16 protein-coding genes are annotated in these 16,727 nt (G+C 68.8%); 1 reads left to right on the top strand and 15 read right to left on the bottom strand.

Going from position 1 to position 16,727, the window contains the following annotated elements; genetic code table 11:
• Positions 1–74 precede the first annotated feature (74 nt).
• From tilS to HUW53_RS12430, 13 genes are all read right to left on the bottom strand, one after another.
• Positions 75–1,106, bottom strand: coding sequence for a tRNA lysidine(34) synthetase TilS (gene tilS, locus HUW53_RS12490; RefSeq protein ID WP_237346093.1), 1,032 nt, complete (start codon positions 1,104–1,106; stop codon positions 75–77).
• Positions 1,093–2,058 (bottom strand): tol-pal system protein YbgF, encoded by a 966-nt coding sequence (ybgF, locus tag HUW53_RS12485; RefSeq protein WP_237346092.1) that lies wholly within the window; start codon positions 2,056–2,058, stop codon positions 1,093–1,095. The genes tilS and ybgF overlap by 14 nt, the downstream gene beginning before the upstream one ends.
• A gap of 292 nt (positions 2,059–2,350) precedes the next feature.
• Positions 2,351–2,839 (bottom strand): peptidoglycan-associated lipoprotein Pal, encoded by a 489-nt coding sequence (gene pal, locus HUW53_RS12480; protein ID WP_237346091.1) that lies wholly within the window; start codon positions 2,837–2,839, stop codon positions 2,351–2,353.
• Between the two features lie 398 nt (positions 2,840–3,237).
• Positions 3,238–4,575, bottom strand: a complete 1,338-nt coding sequence (tolB, locus tag HUW53_RS12475; RefSeq protein WP_237346090.1) for a Tol-Pal system beta propeller repeat protein TolB — start codon at positions 4,573–4,575, stop codon at positions 3,238–3,240.
• A gap of 136 nt (positions 4,576–4,711) precedes the next feature.
• The gene (locus HUW53_RS12470; protein WP_237346089.1) at positions 4,712–5,695 is read right to left on the bottom strand and encodes a cell envelope biogenesis protein TolA; all 984 of its coding nucleotides are present in this window, start codon (positions 5,693–5,695) and stop codon (positions 4,712–4,714) included.
• 10 nt (positions 5,696–5,705) lie between these two features.
• Complete coding sequence (gene tolR, locus HUW53_RS12465; protein ID WP_237346088.1) at positions 5,706–6,164, bottom strand: protein TolR; 459 nt, start codon at positions 6,162–6,164, stop codon at positions 5,706–5,708.
• A gap of 4 nt (positions 6,165–6,168) precedes the next feature.
• On the bottom strand, positions 6,169–6,852 hold the full coding sequence (tolQ, locus tag HUW53_RS12460; protein ID WP_237346134.1) for a protein TolQ: 684 nt from the start codon (positions 6,850–6,852) through the stop codon (positions 6,169–6,171).
• Positions 6,853–7,401: 549 nt separating this feature from the next.
• The gene (gene ybgC, locus HUW53_RS12455) at positions 7,402–7,911 is read right to left on the bottom strand and encodes a tol-pal system-associated acyl-CoA thioesterase (protein WP_237346087.1); all 510 of its coding nucleotides are present in this window, start codon (positions 7,909–7,911) and stop codon (positions 7,402–7,404) included.
• Between the two features lie 53 nt (positions 7,912–7,964).
• Entirely contained in the window at positions 7,965–9,023 is a 1,059-nt protein-coding gene (ruvB, locus tag HUW53_RS12450; protein WP_237346086.1) for a Holliday junction branch migration DNA helicase RuvB, read from the bottom strand.
• Between the two features lie 115 nt (positions 9,024–9,138).
• Positions 9,139–9,759 carry a Holliday junction branch migration protein RuvA gene (gene ruvA, locus HUW53_RS12445; protein ID WP_237346085.1) on the bottom strand — a complete coding sequence of 207 codons (621 nt, stop codon included), beginning with the start codon at positions 9,757–9,759 and terminating at the stop codon, positions 9,139–9,141.
• A gap of 79 nt (positions 9,760–9,838) precedes the next feature.
• A complete protein-coding gene (locus HUW53_RS12440) occupies positions 9,839–10,270 on the bottom strand; it encodes an anthrone oxygenase family protein (protein ID WP_272904221.1) in 432 nt (143 codons plus the stop codon).
• Positions 10,271–10,375: 105 nt separating this feature from the next.
• On the bottom strand, positions 10,376–10,903 hold the full coding sequence (gene ruvC / locus HUW53_RS12435) for a crossover junction endodeoxyribonuclease RuvC (protein ID WP_237346084.1): 528 nt from the start codon (positions 10,901–10,903) through the stop codon (positions 10,376–10,378).
• A gap of 102 nt (positions 10,904–11,005) precedes the next feature.
• Complete coding sequence (locus HUW53_RS12430) at positions 11,006–13,432, bottom strand: tetratricopeptide repeat protein (RefSeq protein WP_237346083.1); 2,427 nt, start codon at positions 13,430–13,432, stop codon at positions 11,006–11,008.
• Positions 13,433–14,201: 769 nt separating this feature from the next.
• Between HUW53_RS12430 and HUW53_RS12425 the strand changes: the two genes are divergently transcribed.
• Positions 14,202–14,654: a MerR family transcriptional regulator gene (locus tag HUW53_RS12425; protein ID WP_237346082.1), complete on the top strand. Its 453-nt coding sequence runs from the start codon at positions 14,202–14,204 to the stop codon at positions 14,652–14,654.
• 342 nt (positions 14,655–14,996) lie between these two features.
• Here the strand turns inward: HUW53_RS12425 and HUW53_RS12420 are convergent, their stop codons facing one another.
• Together HUW53_RS12420 and HUW53_RS12415 are read right to left on the bottom strand one after the other, a co-directional pair.
• Complete coding sequence (locus HUW53_RS12420; RefSeq protein ID WP_237346081.1) at positions 14,997–15,746, bottom strand: YebC/PmpR family DNA-binding transcriptional regulator; 750 nt, start codon at positions 15,744–15,746, stop codon at positions 14,997–14,999.
• A gap of 155 nt (positions 15,747–15,901) precedes the next feature.
• Positions 15,902–16,726 (bottom strand): TIGR00282 family metallophosphoesterase, encoded by an 825-nt coding sequence (locus tag HUW53_RS12415; RefSeq protein ID WP_237346080.1) that lies wholly within the window; start codon positions 16,724–16,726, stop codon positions 15,902–15,904.
• Between the last annotated feature and the right edge of the window lies 1 nt (position 16,727).

Here is a 16,727-nt window from a genome sequence, read left to right as displayed (position 1 = left end):
TCCCTAATCTAGGGACGCACTCGGGCGTTGCCAAGGCAAAGGGGCGCGATCAGGCGTGAAATCGCGGACAGGTTTCACGCGCCACGGCGCGGCGGTGCGGACGTGACGACCACCTCCCCACCCTTCACCGCCACCAGGGCACCCGCCAGGGTGCGACGAAAGGCGCCCATGGGCGCGCCGTCCGCCGCCGGGCGCTCCAGATGGGCTAGCAAGGCCTGCGTCAGCGTCTCCAGCTTGCCCAGTTCCACCGGCCCCTCAAGGCCCAGGGCGGCCACGCACCGCCCCAAGAGCCGCAGCGCCACCTCCTCCGGCAAGGCGCGGAAGACCGCCACCGGCAGTCGCCGGGCCTGCGCCTCCACCGCCAGATGCAGGGCTGCGGCATCGGTGGCGGCCTCCGCAGCGGCATCGAGTCGCGCCACCCGGCGCGCGAAAATGCCGAGGCGACGGGCATCCAGCCCCTCTTCCGCAAGGCGTGGCGCGAGCTGGCGCAGACGCGCGCGGGCATAGCGCGGATCAAAATTGGCGGGATCACGCACGAACGGCAGGCCTTCCGCCTCCAGCGTCGCCACCAGCCGCGCCTTGGGTACGTCGAGGAAAGGGCGCAGCAGAACCCGCCCGTCGCGCGCCGTGGCGGCCCGCATGGCCGCGAGCCCCGACACGCCGGAGCCACGGGCGAGGCGGAACAGCACCGTCTCCGCTTGGTCGTCGGCCGTGTGGGCGGTCACGATGGCGTCGGCGCCGATGCCCCGCGCCGCCTCGAACAGCAGCCGGTAGCGCGCTTCCCGCGCCGCCGCCTGGATGCCGCGGGCGGGTTTTTGCCCCTGCCAGACCAAGGTGTGGTGGGAAAGGCCCAGCGCCGCGCTCAGCCGCGCGACCGCCTCCGCCTCGGCGGCGGCCTCCGGCCGCAGACCATGATCGACGGTGGCCACGGTGAGGCACGGGCGGTCCGGCCGCGCCGCGCGCCAACGGGCCGCGAGCCACAGGAGCGCGGTGGAATCCGGCCCGCCGGACACCGCGATCAGGAGATGGGGAAAGGCCGCCAATCCCGCCAGCAGCCGGTCGCGTTCGTCATCGCGAAGGGGGCTGGCCGCCTCAGCAGCCGACACGCTTCTGCTCGCGCTCCACCGCCTGGCGGATGGCGGACGGCGAACGGGGATATTTGCGATCCACCTCCAGAAAGGTGGCGCAGGCCGTCTCCTTCTCCCCGAGGCCCGCCAGCGACTGGCCAAGCCGCAGCAGCGACTCGGGCGCGCGCACGGAATTCGGATATTTGGTGGACACCTCCAGGAAGGAGGCGGCGGCATCACCGTAGTTCCGCCGCAGGAACAGGCTTTCCCCCAGCATGAAGGTGGCATCGGGGATGATGCGGTCCCCCGCATGAGCCTGGATGATCTGGCGGAAGGTCTGTTCCGCGCCGGCATAATCCTGGCGCTGAAGCTGCGCCTGACCCTGATCGTAGAGTTCGCGGGGCCCGGCATTCGCCGGTAGCGCCGCCACCTGGGTGCCACCCTGCCCCCCTCCCGCCTGGCCAGCGATCGGCGCGGCGCCGATCCCCGCCGGCGGCCGGCCCAGGCCGGCCGATGCGCTGGCCGGCGAGCCGAGCGGCTGCGGCGCGCCGGGGGCGCTCGGCTCCTCGGCCGGATCGAAGATATCCGAGCGCTTGCCGGTCGCCACGGGTGTCGGCGCCGGGCGTCCGAGAGGCGCCGCGGCCACCGGCGGCGGAGCCGACGCGGGGACCGGGCTGCCGCGCCCGGCCCGGGCATCGACATCGTCCTGCAGGCGCTTGACCTGCGCTTCCAGCTGCTGGTTGCGATACTGGAGCTGCTCGATCTGGCCGGTGAGGTTGCGCAAGGCGTTTTCCATGCGGTCGAGCCGCATGGCCACCTCCGACGCCTCCGCGCCGTGGCTGTTGTCCTGCACCGGAGCCGGTGGCTTGAAGAGGTTTCCGAAGATGTTGTTGTCCTGCTGCGCGGCGGCCGGCCCCGACATCGCGAGGCCGAGGACCACCGCCGGCAGGGCCAGCCGGGTCATCCGGAATAAGGGCAGAATCGAAGGCATGGGGCTCGCAGGGGCTGAAGGCACGCGCCGATCGCATCCGGCTTCCGGACGCGCCCGAATCCCGCTTCGGCGACGATGGCGGCAAGATCCGGGGAAGACCCGGGACAAGTCCCGCCAACAGCTTGGCCCGAAAGACGAAAGACTCGGCACGCGTGCTGCGCAGCATAAAGCGGCGATCACGTCCAAAGTGTGACCCGACGCCGCGCGATCCCGCGCGAGCCGCCGATGCAACGCAGAAGCCGGCGCTTCGAAAAGCGCCGGCTGAGTTCGCATCCGGTCGGTGTCGGACGGCTCAGGCGCCGCCGGCGTTCAGCACGGTGACGGCACGGCGGTTCTGCGACCAGCAAGAGATGTCGTTGCAGATGGCCACCGGGCGCTCCTTGCCGTAGGAGATGGTGCGCATGCGGGCCGGGTCGATGCCACGGGCCACCAGATAATCGCGCACCGACTGGGCGCGGCGGGCGCCGAGGGCGATGTTGTATTCGCGGGTGCCGCGCTCGTCGGCGTGACCTTCGATGGTGAAGGTGTAGCGGCTCCACTGCTGCAGCCACTGGGCCTGGCGATCGAGGGTGGCCCGCGCCTGGGGCGTCAGGTCGGTCTGGTCGCTCTCGAAGAACACGCGGTCGCCCACCCCCACCACGAATTCCTGCGGCGAGCCGGGAGGGCCGCCGTTGCCGGCGCCGGCATTCTGATTCTGAGTATTGGCGCACGCGGCAAGGGCCAGTGCGAAACCGAACAGAGCCGCGAACCGGAAGCCGCGAACAACCTCAAGAAAATGCATTCCGGTGTCTCCTTATCTCCACGCAGACCGGATGGCATGGTCTAGCCGCGTCCCGGTTAAGCGAATGTTCCGCGCGCCCACCGTCGCGCATACTCAAGATGAAATTGCATCGAATACCGGGCGCCATGGTTTCCAAGGCGTTGACGTCCGGATGCGCCGGTCTTCGGGCCGCGCCAGGAGGTCCACCGGCCGGCGGCGCCGACGGCGGATCCTCAAGGGGGACCGTCTTCCATTGCTTTGATAACGAAAGGCCGGCGGCGTCTCGGCGCCAGCCTTCTAACATCCCTTCAGTGATGCCGGCCCGTGGCGGCATCATGGCAAGGTTGTGCAAACGCAGGGGCGATGCCGACGCGGGCGCCAAGGTGTGGCGCGCCGGTCACAGTTCGCGCGGCCCGCGCTCAGGAGCGCAGCGGCCCCCAGGCCGGATCGGAAGCGTAGCTCGGGGTCGGCACCCGCAATTCGTTGTAGCCGGTGACATCCACCGTATACAGCGAGGGGCCGGAGGCGCCGCCGGGATCGCGGAAGAACATGATGACCCGCCCATTGGGCGCGAAGGTGGGGCCTTCGTTGTGATAGCCCTCGGTCAGCACGCGCTCGCCCGAGCCGTCGGGGCGCATGACGCCGATGGCGAAGCGGCCCTCGGCCTGGCGGGTGTAGGCGATCCAGTCGCCGCGGGGCGACCACACCGGGGTCGAATAGCGCGCGGTGCCGAACGAGATGCGGTGCTGGCCCGAGCCGTCGGCATTCATGATGTAGATCTGCGAGGTGCCGCCGCGATCGCTCTCGAAGCAGATCTGCCGCCCGTCCGGTGAATAGCACGGCGCGGTGTCGATGGCCGGGGTGTCGGTGAGCCGGGTCGTCGCCTTGGACCTCAGGTCCATGACGAAGATGTTGGAATTGCCGCCCTGCTGGAGGCTGAGGATGACCCGCTGGCCGTCCGGCGCGAAGCGCGGGGCGAAGCTCATGCCGGGGAAATTGCCCACCACCTCGCGCTGTCCGGTCTCGATGTTGAGCAAATACACCCGAGGCTCACCCTGGGCATACGACATATAGGTGATTTCCTGGCTGGTCGGCGAGAAGCGCGGGGTCAGCACCAGCGAATCACCGCGCGTGAGGTAGCTCACGTTGGCGCCGTCCTGGTCCATGATGGCGAGCCGCTTGACGCGCCGCTCCTTGGGCCCGCTCTCGTCCACGAACACCACGCGGGTGTCGAAATAGCCCTTCTCGCCGGTGAGCTTCTCATAGATCACGTCGGCGACGATGTGGGCGATGCGGCGCCAGTTCTCGGCCTGGGCCACGAACTGCTGCCCGGCGATCTGCTGGCCCGCCAGCACATCCCACAGGCGGAACATGACCTGGAAGCGCCCGTCCGACTGGCGCGTGACCCGGCCGGTCACCAGCGCCTGGGCATTGATGACGCGCCAATCCTGGAACCGCGGCGCATCGGGATTGCTGATCTGCTCCACGAACGCCTTGGGATCGATCGGCGCGAACAGGCCGGAGCGCTTCAGGTCGGCCGAGATGACGCCGGAGATCTGCCGGCCCATCTCGGTCTCGCCCAGGAGGTCGGTGATGGCGATCGGGATCGGCTGCGGCGTGCCGGAGGTGATGTCCAGCTTCGTGGCGGCGGCGGCGGGCAAGGCGCGCAAGGCCGCCCCGGCGGCAAGAAGGCCTCCGGCGCCGGCCACAAAGCGGCGGCGGCTCAACGCGGGTCCGAAGCGGTTGAAGGGGGACATCACGGTATCGGGGCCTCTGGTGGGTTGAGCCGCCGCTGCGAAAAGAGCCGCGCGGCGCTCATCTTTAAGGACAAAACTTAAGAGATGACGCGCGACCGCGCCATGACGGAAGCTGGAACGCGCCGAAGGAACGCGATCAACGCTCAAACTCCTGCGGCCGGAAGGTGAGATCCATGCTCTTCCACTGGGCATAGGTCTCCTTGCGGAACATGGTGAAGGGCTGGCACCGCACCAGCGCGGCGACGGCGGTGCGCGCCACCGCCGGGCCATAAGTGGACGCGCTGCCGCCGATCACCGTCGGCTCGACCCGAAGGGTGCCGTCCGGATTGAAATCCACGCGCACTTCCACGAACACGCGCTCCTCCGGTGGAATGCCGGTGGTGTTCCAGCACTGGCGCATACGGGCGCGGAAGGCATCGATCTCGCTCATGCTCAAGGTGGCCGCCTGCCCGTTCTGCACCCCGAGGGACGAGGTGGTGGAGGTCTGGCTGGCGCTCGCCACCTGGCGGGTGGGCGTGCGCTTGTCGAGCAGTTCCTTGATCTGGTCCGAATTGAAGTCGCGCGGCGGCGTCTGCCGCGCCTCCACCGGCTTGGGCGGTGGCGGGGCCGGCTTCTTGGGCGGCAGCGGGGCGGGGGCCGCCTTGGCCTCCTCCTTGGGCTGCTCGTCCTTCGGCTTGTCTTCCTTCTTGGGCTCGCTCTTCAGGGCCTCGTCCACCTTGGGCTCGGCCTTGGGCGGCGCCTCGACGGCCTTCTTGGGCTCCGGCGGCTTGGGCGGAGCTTCGGCGGGCTTGGACGGCTCCGGCGGCGGCGAATCGACCTTGGGCGCGGGGGCGGGTGCCGGCGGCGCCGTGGCTTCCACCGGCGGGTCCTTGCTGACCTTCAGCTTGGGATCTTCCACCGGGGTCGGCTCGGCCACCTTCTCGGCCACCTGCTGGGGCTTTTCCATCTTCGGGGCGGTCTTGGCGCCCTTGGTGAGCTTGGTGAAATCGGTCGCGGAAATGACGTCCACCGGCACGGAATCCGGTGCCTGCTCAAGCGGCCGCGCCCCGGAGAACGACACCAGGGTGAAGACGATGATGGCCGCATGGGCGACCGTCGATGCCGCGAGGCCGGGTTTCATGGCCTTGACCTTAGCCCCCTTGATCCACTTCGGTGACCAGCGCCACCTTCTTGAAACCGGCGCCCGAAAGGCGACCCATGACCCGCATCACGGTGCCATAGTCCACCCGCTTGTCGGCCCGCACGAAGATCCGCTCCTCCATGCCGCCCCGCGCCTGGGTCACGGCCTGGAGCTTGGCCACCAGATCTTCGGGCTTGATCTCGCTCTCGCCCAGGAAGACCTGTCCCTTCTCGTTCACCGAGAGGGTGATGGGCTCCTTGTTGTCCTGGCTGACCGCGTTGGCCTGCGTCTGCGGCAGGTCGATGGGCACGCCCGCCGTGAGCATCGGCGCCGCCACCATGAAGATGATGAGCAGCACCAGCATGACGTCCACCATGGGCGTCACGTTGATCTCGGCCATCACATGGGCGGAGCGACGCCGCGAGCGCCGGCTCTGCCATCCCGAAGCGCCTCCGCCTCCCATGCCCATGGCGTCAGCCCCGCTCGTCGATCTGCCGCGACAGGATGGCGGAAAACTCGTCCGCGAACCCTTCGAGGCGCTGGCCCTGGCGGCCCGCCTGGGAGATGAACTTGTTGTAGAATATGGTCGCGGGAATGGCCGCAATGAGGCCCATGGCGGTCGCGAGCAACGCCTCAGCGATGCCCGGCGCCACCACCGCCAGCGACGTGTTCTTGGACGCCGCGATGGATTGGAACGAGGTCATGATGCCCCACACCGTGCCGAACAGGCCGATGAAGGGACCGGCCGAACCCACCGTGGCGAGCACCAGAAGCCGCCCTTCCAGGCGCTCCATCTCGCGGGCGATGGTCACGTTCATCACCTTGTCGAGGCGCTGGCCGAGACCGGTCAGCGAGCGGGCGCCGCCCTCATAGGTGCGCTTCCACTCCCGCATGGCGGCGACGAAGATGGCGGCCATTCCGTGGTTGGTGCGCCCGGACAGGGAGCGATACAGGTCCTCCAGGCTCTGGCCGGACCAGAACACCTGCTCGAACTGATCCATCTCGCGCTTGTTGCGGCCGAACAGAATGGTCTTGTCGATGATGATGGCCCATACCCAGATGGAGGCGGAGATCAGCCCGATCATGACCAGCTTCACCACGAAGTGAGCTTGCAGGAACAGGCTGAGGAAGGAAATGTCGGCGGCGGGAGCTGCCATCGGGGCCGCGGCGATGGGGCCGCCGGCCGCAAGCGGCGGCGCCCCGAGGTCCTGGGCGAAGCCGGGACCTGTGCCGGCGAGCAGAAGGCCGGTGGCCAGGACAGCCAAGGCCAGAAGCGCAACCACGGTTTGCGAAAGCTGGGCCTGCGGGCGGAAAGCGCGCCCCGGCACGGCCGGAACCCGGCCTGGAAGAGGCGACGCAATCGCAAGCACCCCGCCGCGCCTGCTCATCTGATCGTTCATTCTCGGCTCCGCTGCGCGCGGCGCTCACCGCCGCGCGGGACAACTCCGCCCGTCTGTCCACAGTATCCCGGTGTTTGACCGGGGGACTTAGTCCAAACTTTGACGGGAGCGCTGTTTCGTGTTGCGGCGCGAAGAATTCGCCGCAAGGCTCGGCGGAAACCTAGGCACGAACAGGCTTAAGGCAAAGTTAGCGCAGCCTTGCTGAACCAGAGCTTGGCCATAATGTCCAGGCCTGTCGCAACGTCATGCTCCACCGTGGCCGGGCGATTCCTGCGCCGCGCCAGCACGCGGCACGGAGGTGGCCGATCAGCCCTCGACCGCGCGGGCGTCGGCGAGGGTGGCCTGCCGCAGCGCATCCGGGATCCGCTTGGCGCGGCCCTGGGAGACGAAGGCCACTCGCACGGTCGCCGACACCAGCAGCTCATCGCCCCGCTTGACCTGCTGCGACAAGGTGATGGACGCGCCCGCCACATCCTTGGACAAGGTCACCACCTGCAACACGTCGTCGATCTTGGCAGGCTTCAGGAAATCGATCTGCATGGCGCGCACGACGAAATGGAAACCGGGGGCTTCCGCCGCCGCCTGGGCGAACAGCTCGCCCTGCACCACGCCCAGCAGCCGCATGTAGTCGGAGCGGCCGCGCTCCATGAATTTCAGGTAGTTGGCGTGGTAGACGATGCCCGAGAAGTCGGTGTCCTCGTAATAGACCCGCAGCGTCAGCACATGGCCGCCGGGAACGAGCCGCCCGGCCAGATGCGGATGGGCGTCCAGCTCGCCCGGCGCCACGGTGCGCTCGCCCGAAAGATCCGTCTTCATGCCCTCGTCCCGTCTGTGCGCGCAGGAGAAACCGGCCGCAGCCGGGCACACACCTACCCCTCCTCGTCAAACAAAGGCAAGGAGGCGCCAGCGCCGGCCGAATCAGCCGCCGGATCGATCCGGGGCTCGGGCAGGCCGAGATGGCGGAAGGCGATGGCGGTCAGCATCCGCCCGCGCGGCGTGCGCTGGATGAAGCCCTGCTGCACCAGATAGGGCTCCACGATTTCCTCGATGGCGTCGCGCGGCTCGGAGAGGGCCGCCGCCAGGGTATCGACCCCCACCGGGCCGCCGCCGTAATATTCGGCGATCACCGTCAGATACCGCCGGTCCATGGCATCGAGACCGGCCTTGTCCACCTCCAGGGCGGACAGCGCGCGATCGGCGATCTTGCGGTCGATGGCCTCGGCATCCGCCACCAGCGCGAAATCCCGCACCCGGCGCAGCAGGCGCCCGGCGATGCGCGGCGTGCCGCGAGCCCTGCGGGCGATCTCGGTGGCGCCATCGGGGGCGATGGCGATGCCCAGCACCTTGGCGCCGCGCACCACGATCTTCTCCAATTCCTCCACCGTATAGAACTGGAGCCGCACCGGAATGCCGAACCGGTCGCGCAGCGGCGTGGTGAGCAGGCCCGATCGGGTGGTGGCGCCCACCAGCGTGAACTTGGGCAGCGAGATCTTCACCGAGCGCGCCGCCGGCCCCTCGCCGATGACGAGGTCCAATTCATAATCCTCCATGGCAGGATAGAGGATTTCCTCCACCGCCGGGGACAAGCGGTGGATCTCGTCGATGAAGAGCACGTCGCGCTCTTCCAGATTGGTGAGGATGGCCGCGAGGTCCCCCGCCTTGGCGATGACCGGGCCGGAGGTGGAGCGGAAGCCCACCCCCATCTCCCGTGACATGATCTGGGCGAGCGTGGTCTTGCCGAGGCCGGGCGGGCCGACGAACAGCACATGGTCCAAGGCCTCGCCGCGCGCGCGGGCGGCCCGGATGAAGATATCGAGATTGGCGCGCGCCTGCGCCTGCCCCACGAACTCGCCCAGCATCTGGGGCCGCAGGTGGAGCTCGGCGTCATCGTCGCGCTTTTCGCTCGAAACGAGGCGGCGGGTGTTCATGTGGACTGCCTGTGGCACGGGCGGCCCGTCGCCCCCGTGAATCGCGCTGTATCATGAAAGTCACTCAAAAAGTGACACGACCGGGGCCGATCGCCAAACCGTCGCCCCCGTGCCCCTATTTCGCCAGTTCCTTGAGCCCGAGGCGAATCAGCGTCTCGGTGGTCGCCGCCTCCCCCGCCGCGCGCATGGCCCCGGCGACCGCTGTATTGGCCTGCGGCAGGCCGTAGCCCAGGTTCACCAGGGCCGAGATGGCGTCCGCCACCGGCCCGCCCTCGCCCACGATGGCCGCGTCGCCGGCGATGGCGGGCAGCCCCATGTCGGCGGACAGGCCGCCGCCCGGCACCTTGTCCTTCAGCTCGGTGACGATGCGCGTCGCCACCCGCGGCCCCACCCCCTGGGCGCGGGCGATCATGGTCTTGTCCGCCAGTGTCACCGCCTGGGCAAGTTCGCTCGGCCGCAGGGTGGAGAGCACCGCCAGCGCGATCTTGGAGCCGATGCCCTGCACCGTCAAAAGCAGGCGGAACCAATCCCGCTCCGCCTCCGAGCCAAAGCCGTAAAGACGGATCATGTCCTCGCGCACATGGGTCTCGATGACGAGGCTCGCCGCCTCCCCCGTGCGCGGCAGGTCGCGCAGGGTGCGCGCCGAGCAGTGCACGAGATAGCCGACGCCGTGCACATCGAGAATCAGGTGATCCTCGGCGACGGTGTCCACCACGCCCTTGAGCTTGCCGATCATATGGGTTCCTCAGCTCAGGCCGGCCCGCGCGGCCGCCCGAGCATGGCGCGAAGCAGGCGCGCCATGTTCGCCCCTTGTATCAGGCCAGCGCGGCGCACAGGAAGACGAAGCTCGCCACCGCGCCGAAGCCGGTGCGCACCATGTGCAGCTGACCCCAATTGGCGATGAGCCGTTGGGTGTCCTCCCCCGCGTCCTCGTCGCGCGCCGCGAGCAGGCGCCGGTTGGTGGGCATGATGCCGATCAACGTATAGGGCCAGTTGGCCAGCAGCAGCACCCCGCCCGCCAGCCATTGCCAATCCCCGGTCTGCCAGAAGGCCACGGCGCCGAGCGCCGATCCCAACAGCGCCAGGCTCGCCTGCATGAGGATGCCGCGCCGGTAGGACGGCTTCCATTCGCCAAGGGCCGCCGACGCCGCGAGGCGCAGCCGCGCCGGCTGTTCCACCACATTGATATAAAGTGCCGCCCCGGTGAACAGGGCCGCCACCAGAAGCGCCAGATGCCCCACGATCATCTGCCGGTCCCCCACCCGCACGTCCGATCATTCCGCCGCGACGACTAGAGCAATTTCAGCAAAAGTGTGCAGCGGTTTTGCGTCTGAAATTGCGATAAAAATGCTCTAGAGGGCGTCTCGCACCTGCGTCACGGCGCTGCGATGATGGGCGTGAGTGACGGCGACCGCAAGGGCATCGGCCGCATCCTCGCTCTTCGGCGCCGCCTGCGGCAGGAGAATGCCGATCATCATGCGGATCTGCGCCTTTTCCGCGCGCCCGGCCCCGACCACGCTCTTCTTCACCAGGGTCGGCGCGTATTCGGCGACGCTCAGCCCTTTCAGGGCCGGCGCCAGCAGCACCACGCCGCGCGCCTGCCCGAGCTTCAGGGTGGACGAGGGGTTCATGTTCACGAAGGTTTCTTCCACCGCCGCCTCGTCCGGCAGGTAGCGTTCGAGCACCGCCATGAGGCCGTGATGCAGCTCGGCAAGACGCTGGCCCATGGGCGCGTCCTCCGGAGGCAGGATGGCACCGCAATCCACATACCGCAGGCGCGGCCCCTCCGCCTCGATCACCCCCCAGCCGGTGCGGCGCAGGCCGGGATCGAGGCCAAGGATGCGCACGGCGCGGCGGGAACGAATCGGAGTGACGGTCATGATGCCCAAGGTGCGCCGCCCGCGACCGCGAGGAAAGCCCCGCGCCGGAGATGGGAGATCCGCGGAAATGGGCCGCCGGGAGATCCCCCGGCGGCAACGATCTCAGTGCTTGCTCGCCAGCAGATTCCCGGAAAACAGGACGGTGCTGGCCGAGGCCGCCCCCGACGTGAGGGTGTTGGAGGCGAGGGTGTTGGTGGCCATCGTGTTGGCCGCCACATGCTCTCCGGCCTCACTGGCATTCCACTCGGGCAGCACCGCCACCACGTTCGCCGCCTCGTTGATCGGCTTGGGCACGAAGGCGTCGGCGGCCTTCTTGGCGCGGGCGAGCACCACCTCGTCCGCCTCGCGGGCCAGCGCGTCGCGCTTGTCGGCGCTGTCCTGGTCGCCCTGGCGGGCGGCGATGTTGAACCAGGTCAAGGCTTCGGCCAGGTCGCTGGTGCCGGAGAAGCCGCGCGCGAAAATGATGCCCAGATTATGCTGGCTGTCCTTCAGGCCCAGATTGGCGGCCTTGCGGAACCACTTGAGGGCCTCGCTCCAGTCGGGCGCACCGGCGATGCCCTGGGAATAGAGCACGCCCAGATTGTGCATGGCCCGCACATTGCCCTGCTCGGCCGCCCACTTATAGAAGCGATAGGCCTCGTCCATGTTGTGCAGGGTATTTTCGTAGAGGCTGCCGAGCCGGTAGGCGGCCGGCGCGAAGCTGCGCGAGACCGCATAGCCGAGCCACTTGATGCCGGCATCCACGTCCTGGTCCACGCCGACCCCATCGGCAAACCGCACGCCCACCTCGTAGGCCGCGGCCAGATTGCCGTCCAAAGCCGCCATGTGCAGCGCCTGCGGACCGATGGGCGCCGGCAATTGCGCCGTGGACTTCGCGGCGGCGGCGACCTCGTCCGGATGCGACGGCGTCGCGGGCGTCGCCGCCGCCACCTTCACCTGATGCGCAGCCTGCTGCGCCATTGCAACAATGGCGTCGCGATGAACCCAGGCGGTGGCGCCGGAGACCGTGGCCAGCAGCGCGAGGCCGGCAACGGCAATCACCGCCGGAGACACCTTCGCAAGGGGCGCGTGCCCGACCCGGCGGGTGCGCCGCTCCACCTGCGGCCGTGCATCCTGGCCACGGGACGGGGACGCGAACTGGATATCCGCGGGCGCCCGTCGGCCGCGACTCACCCTCTTCGGGCGCGGTGCCGCCATCGGATCGGGGCGGATGTCCCCGAGGTCGGCGGCGGCAGGTTCCGGCGGGAGCCGCGGCTCCACAACCGGCGCATGGTGCGGCTCCGGCTCGAACGCCGCCTCCGCGCTTGCGGCAGGCGCGTCGTCCGCCAGCGGATCGCGATCGATGCCTCCGTCGCCATAGGCGGCAAAATCCGGCTCACCCGGCTCGTCCTCGACGAGCGGATGCGGAGCCCAGGCGTCATCGCCGGTGCGACCCAGGACGACGGTCCGGTCCTCGATCTCGCGGGCGAGGGTTTCGCCGAGCAATTCGGAAGCCCGACGCTCCACCTCCGCCTGACGGGCCTCCAGCGCGGCAAGCCCGCGCTTGAGGCCGACCACCGCCGGGCCGGCCGGATCGGTGGAGACCTTGCGGCTGACTGCCTCCACCGCCACTTCCACAGCTTCCTGAGTGGCCTCGCTGGAGACCTCCCGGACCCGCCGCAGTTCGTCGATCATCTCCGTCAGGGTGATCTCGATGCCGTCCAGTCGCTCCAGGCGGGCGGATGCATCCTGAAAACGGTCCGTCAGCGCCAAAAGATGGCGCTCCACCACCTCCGCAAGGGGGATCGCCGCCGCCGCGTCACGGGCCTTGGCCGCATCCAGGCGCTCCAGAAGCCCGGTCACATGGGCCGCCAGCTCCGAACCGGCGGCGGGAGAGAGCGAAGCGAGGTATTGTGTCACCTTGTCGAGGCGGTCGTGGATGCCGTGCAGATTGGCTTCCACATCTCGGCGCAGGTCCTGCGCCGTGGCGTTGCGTGCCTCATGGACACTGGCCTCGTAGGCATTGACCCGGCGAATGACGGCTTCCGCGTTGCGTTCGAAGGTGGAGGTGGCATCGGCCACCCGCTGCGCGGCGGCATCGCTGCTGCGGGCGATTTCCTCCGCGCAGGCGGCAAGACGCTCGGCGAGGGGCTGAAGGCCGGAGCCCGACACCATCCGCGTCACCAGGGACTTCAGCTCGTTCGACTGCGCCTGCAGGCGCGCCACCTCGACCGGGTCGACGGCGCGCGCATTGAGGATGTCGATCTTGCGCGAGAGCATCTCGACTCCCGCCGACAGCGCCTGAAAGCGCTCCGGTGCCCGCATGGTGTCGAGGGACGTGCGCAGATCCAGCAGTTCCTCCGCCAGATAGGCCATGTCCTCCGGACCCGAGCCGTGCCCCGCCCCGCCGCTCGTCTGCCGCAATTCCTCGACCCGGCTGTGCAGCAGGCTGATGGCGCGGTCCATTTCCACCACCGCGCGGCGCGGAGCAGCCTGCGCCAGCCGGCGCTGCAATTGGCCCACCTCGGCGCGCAGCGTGTCGACGGCCATCTGCGGGTCAGCAGCCCGGTCGCGCCACGCGCCGCCGCCGGCCGCGTCGCCACGCCCCCAATCTCGACCCCCAGTGTCTCCACCCACGGTGTCGCCGCCCAGATCGCCCGGCCAGCCGTCCCGGCCGCGGCTACCTCCCAGGCTATGCCGAGGCGCAGCGGCGGCTGCGGCCGAAGCCGTGCGCTGAATACGCTCCATCCGCTCCATGCCCGCCTCCCTGCGGCTGGAGGAGCCCCATCTTGGTGCTCATTTACCATGGCCGCAATGCGTGATTCGCTCAATGCAGCATCCGGCCGTCATGGTAAATGGGCCGTTAAATCCAGGAAACGCCCATGTTTTCAGGTTCAGGTAACGGTTACTTTCCCCTACGGTAGCCCGTTGACTCTCCCCCCATTCGGCATCGCTGCGCTAAAAAGTTTGCGTAACGGAACGGAATTTGTCTTCCGCGCCACGCCTCGCAGCGGCGAACCCACCGCGGCCCCGGCAACCGGCGTCCGCACCCGCTGGCGGATGGCCGGGATCAGAGGCGCGGAGGAGCCCCAAGGCGGCTGCGCGGCCGACACCGTCACAACGAGAGCGTTCGGCAGGATGTCGCACTGAACGGCGAATGGATGGTTGACCGCTATCCACCGCCGCCCTGGCGGCCATCGGCCCCGCGATCGAACAGAACAGGCCCCCAGTTCGTCACCAAGCGTCAGCGGGAGCCGCGAAACAGGACCGCAATCTCACAGGCGCAACCCCCTGCCCTGTGACACGGGAGTGACTATTTATGGATGCTACGACCTACGATGTCGCCCACGCCCTGGGCCATGCCGCCGCGGCAGCGCCCCTTGCCCCGCCTTCTTCCCCCGCGGAGGAGGCCTTCACCATCGGCGACCTCGCCCGGGAATTCGGCACCACCCTGCGCGCCCTGCGCTTCTATGAGGACAAGGGCCTTCTGTCGCCGCGCCGCGACGGCATGACCCGCCTGTATTCGGCGACGGACCGGGAGCGTCTCACGGTCATCCTCAAGGGCAAGCAGCTCGGCTTCACCCTGGCCGAGATCCGCGCATTGGTGGCGGCGAAGACCGGTACGCCGGCCGCGGAATCCGGTGCGGCGAACGGCCTCGCCCTGACCCGCGAGCGGTGCCTGAAGCAGCTCGCCCAGCTGGAACGCCAGCGCGGCGAGATCGATTCGGCCATCGAAGAGCTGAAGGGCATCGCCGAAACGCTCGCGGCCTGAGCCTGCCCCCTCGATCCGGCGCCTGACGCCGGGCCGGCGGGCCCCACCAAGCGACACATCAACGCCGCCCATCAGCCTGGGTCGCGTCCAATTAGCCCCGCTCACATGCGGAAGCGCCGCGCCGCAGGGACGCCCAGAGGGCTTCTCTTCCGCCCGACCCGCAAGATGGCCCGCGCTCCGCGCGACGGCCGCGAGCCACGCCCGCGGCACGAGGTGCCGCGGCCCGAACGCCCCTGTCGCGCAGCCTTACTAAAGGACAGACGACGAGCAATCGGTGCCGGTCCGCGTTCCGCGGACCGGCCGGGAATCAAAGGGCCGGGACACCCAGGACGGGATCGAGCCTTACTCGGCGCTGAGCTTGGCGAGCATGGCCTCGGACAGCTCGAAATTCGCCGTCACGGTCTGCACGTCGTCATTGTCTTCGAGATTTTCCACCAGACGCAGCAGCTTCTCGGCGGTGTCATCATCCACCGCAACGGTATTCTGCGGCCGCCACACCAGCGCCGCCTTGCGCGGCTCGCCGAACTTGGCTTCCAACAGCTTCTGCACTTCGGCCAGGTTTTCCGCCGCGCACACCACCTCATGCCCGTCCTCGTCGGAGGACACGTCATCGGCGCCGGCTTCGATCGCGGCTTCCATCATGGCGTCGCCATCCGCCTTCTTGGCGTCATACTCGATCAGGCCGACGCGATCGAACATGAAGGACACCGAGCCGGTTTCGCCAAGGTTGCCGCCCGACTTGGTGAAAAAGGAGCGCACTTCCGAGGCGGTGCGATTGCGGTTGTCGGTCAGCGCCTCCACGATCACCGCGACGCCGCCGGGACCATAGCCCTCGTAGCGGATCTCTTCGTAGTTCTCGGTATCGGCCCCGGCCGCCTTCTTGATGGCGCGCTCGATATTGTCCTTCGGCATGTTCTCGGCGCGGGCGGCAAGGATGGCGGCCCGCAGACGCGCATTCATGCTCGGATCCGGCAGGCCCATCTTGGCCGACACCGTGATCTCGCGCGCGAGCTTGGAGAACAGCTTGGACCGCACCGCGTCCTGACGGCCCTTGCGGTGCATGATGTTCTTGAATTGTGAATGCCCGGCCATGGCCGTCACCTTCCCTTGATGGAGCGATCCCGCGCGCCGCCGGCGCCGCGCCGCTCGGATCAATTGCGTTGACTGGAGCCGGCCTTATAGGCGGGAGCCGGGGAGATGGGCAAGCTGGCGAACGCCGAAGCGGCGGTCGCCGCGGCCGATCCGGGTCAATTCTCCCAGAACGCCGGCCGCGCCTCGCCCAGGCTACCACCGAGCCGCACCGGCGCGACCTTCACCGCAAGCCCGGTGCGGTCGTCGGTCTCGACCGCCACGCCGCACAGGCTTGCCGGCCCGCTGGCCGGCTCGAAGCGGCCCGAAGCGAGCTTGCGGGTGAAGCGCCGCAGCGGTTCCTCCTTGTCCATGCCAATCACCCCGTCATAGCAGCCGCACATGCCGGCATCGGTGAGGAAGGCCGTGCCGCCGGTAAGGATGCGATGATCCGCCGTGGGCACATGGGTATGGGTGCCCACCACCAGAGAGGCGCGCCCGTCGCAATAATGGCCGACCGCCTGCTTCTCGCTGGAGGCTTCCGCATGCACGTCGATCACCACCGCATCGGCCACCTCGCCCAGCATGGCACCGTCCAGTGCCCGGTCGAGGCCCGCGAAGGGATCATCCAGCGGGTCCATGAAGATGCGGCCCATCACGTTGAGCACCAGCACCCGCGCGCCGTTCTTGGCCTCCACCAGGGCGGCGCCACGGCCGGGGGTCCCGGCCGGATAGTTCAAGGGCCGCACCAAAGCCGGCGCGCGATCGATGAAAACCAGCGCCTCGCGCTGGTCGAAGGAATGATTGCCCAGCGTGATGGCATCGGCGCCGGCCGCGAGCAGATCCTCATAGATGGCCTCGGTGATGCCGAAACCGCCGGCGGCGTTCTCCCCGTTCACCACCACGAGGTCGAGCTTCCAGGAGGCCACGAGGCCGGGCAGGCGCGCGCCCACGATCTCCCGCCCGGGGCGGCCCATCACATCGCCGAGAAAGAGCATGCGCATC

Origin of the sequence: Xanthobacter agilis (genome assembly GCF_021730435.1) — a bacterium.
Taxonomy (GTDB): domain Bacteria; phylum Pseudomonadota; class Alphaproteobacteria; order Rhizobiales; family Xanthobacteraceae; genus Xanthobacter; species Xanthobacter agilis.
The sequence above is the reverse complement of the archived record's forward strand: the minus strand, read 5'-3'. Positions and strand labels throughout refer to the sequence as shown.

Excerpts from the sequence above, each read along its gene's own strand:
- tolR (WP_237346088.1), bottom strand. The coding sequence starts at position 6,164 with ATGGGCATGGGAGGCGGAGGCGCTTCGGGATGGCAGAGCCGGCGCTCG.
- ybgC (WP_237346087.1), bottom strand. The coding sequence starts at position 7,911 with ATGAAGACGGATCTTTCGGGCGAGCGCACCGTGGCGCCGGGCGAGCTG.
- ybgF (WP_237346092.1), bottom strand. The coding sequence starts at position 2,058 with ATGCCTTCGATTCTGCCCTTATTCCGGATGACCCGGCTGGCCCTGCCG.
- ruvC (WP_237346084.1), bottom strand. The coding sequence starts at position 10,903 with ATGACCGTCACTCCGATTCGTTCCCGCCGCGCCGTGCGCATCCTTGGC.
- HUW53_RS12430 (WP_237346083.1), bottom strand. The coding sequence starts at position 13,432 with ATGGCCGTCGACACGCTGCGCGCCGAGGTGGGCCAATTGCAGCGCCGG.
- pal (WP_237346091.1), bottom strand. The coding sequence starts at position 2,839 with ATGCATTTTCTTGAGGTTGTTCGCGGCTTCCGGTTCGCGGCTCTGTTC.
- ruvA (WP_237346085.1), bottom strand. The coding sequence starts at position 9,759 with ATGATCGGCAAGCTCAAGGGCGTGGTGGACACCGTCGCCGAGGATCAC.
- tolB (WP_237346090.1), bottom strand. The coding sequence starts at position 4,575 with ATGTCCCCCTTCAACCGCTTCGGACCCGCGTTGAGCCGCCGCCGCTTT.
- HUW53_RS12415 (WP_237346080.1), bottom strand. The coding sequence starts at position 16,726 with ATGCGCATGCTCTTTCTCGGCGATGTGATGGGCCGCCCCGGGCGGGAG.
- HUW53_RS12420 (WP_237346081.1), bottom strand. The coding sequence starts at position 15,746 with ATGGCCGGGCATTCACAATTCAAGAACATCATGCACCGCAAGGGCCGT.
- ruvB (WP_237346086.1), bottom strand. The coding sequence starts at position 9,023 with ATGAACACCCGCCGCCTCGTTTCGAGCGAAAAGCGCGACGATGACGCC.
- tolQ (WP_237346134.1), bottom strand. The coding sequence starts at position 6,852 with ATGGCAGCTCCCGCCGCCGACATTTCCTTCCTCAGCCTGTTCCTGCAA.
- HUW53_RS12470 (WP_237346089.1), bottom strand. The coding sequence starts at position 5,695 with ATGAAACCCGGCCTCGCGGCATCGACGGTCGCCCATGCGGCCATCATC.
- HUW53_RS12440 (WP_272904221.1), bottom strand. The coding sequence starts at position 10,270 with ATGATCGTGGGGCATCTGGCGCTTCTGGTGGCGGCCCTGTTCACCGGG.
- HUW53_RS12425 (WP_237346082.1), top strand. The coding sequence starts at position 14,202 with ATGGATGCTACGACCTACGATGTCGCCCACGCCCTGGGCCATGCCGCC.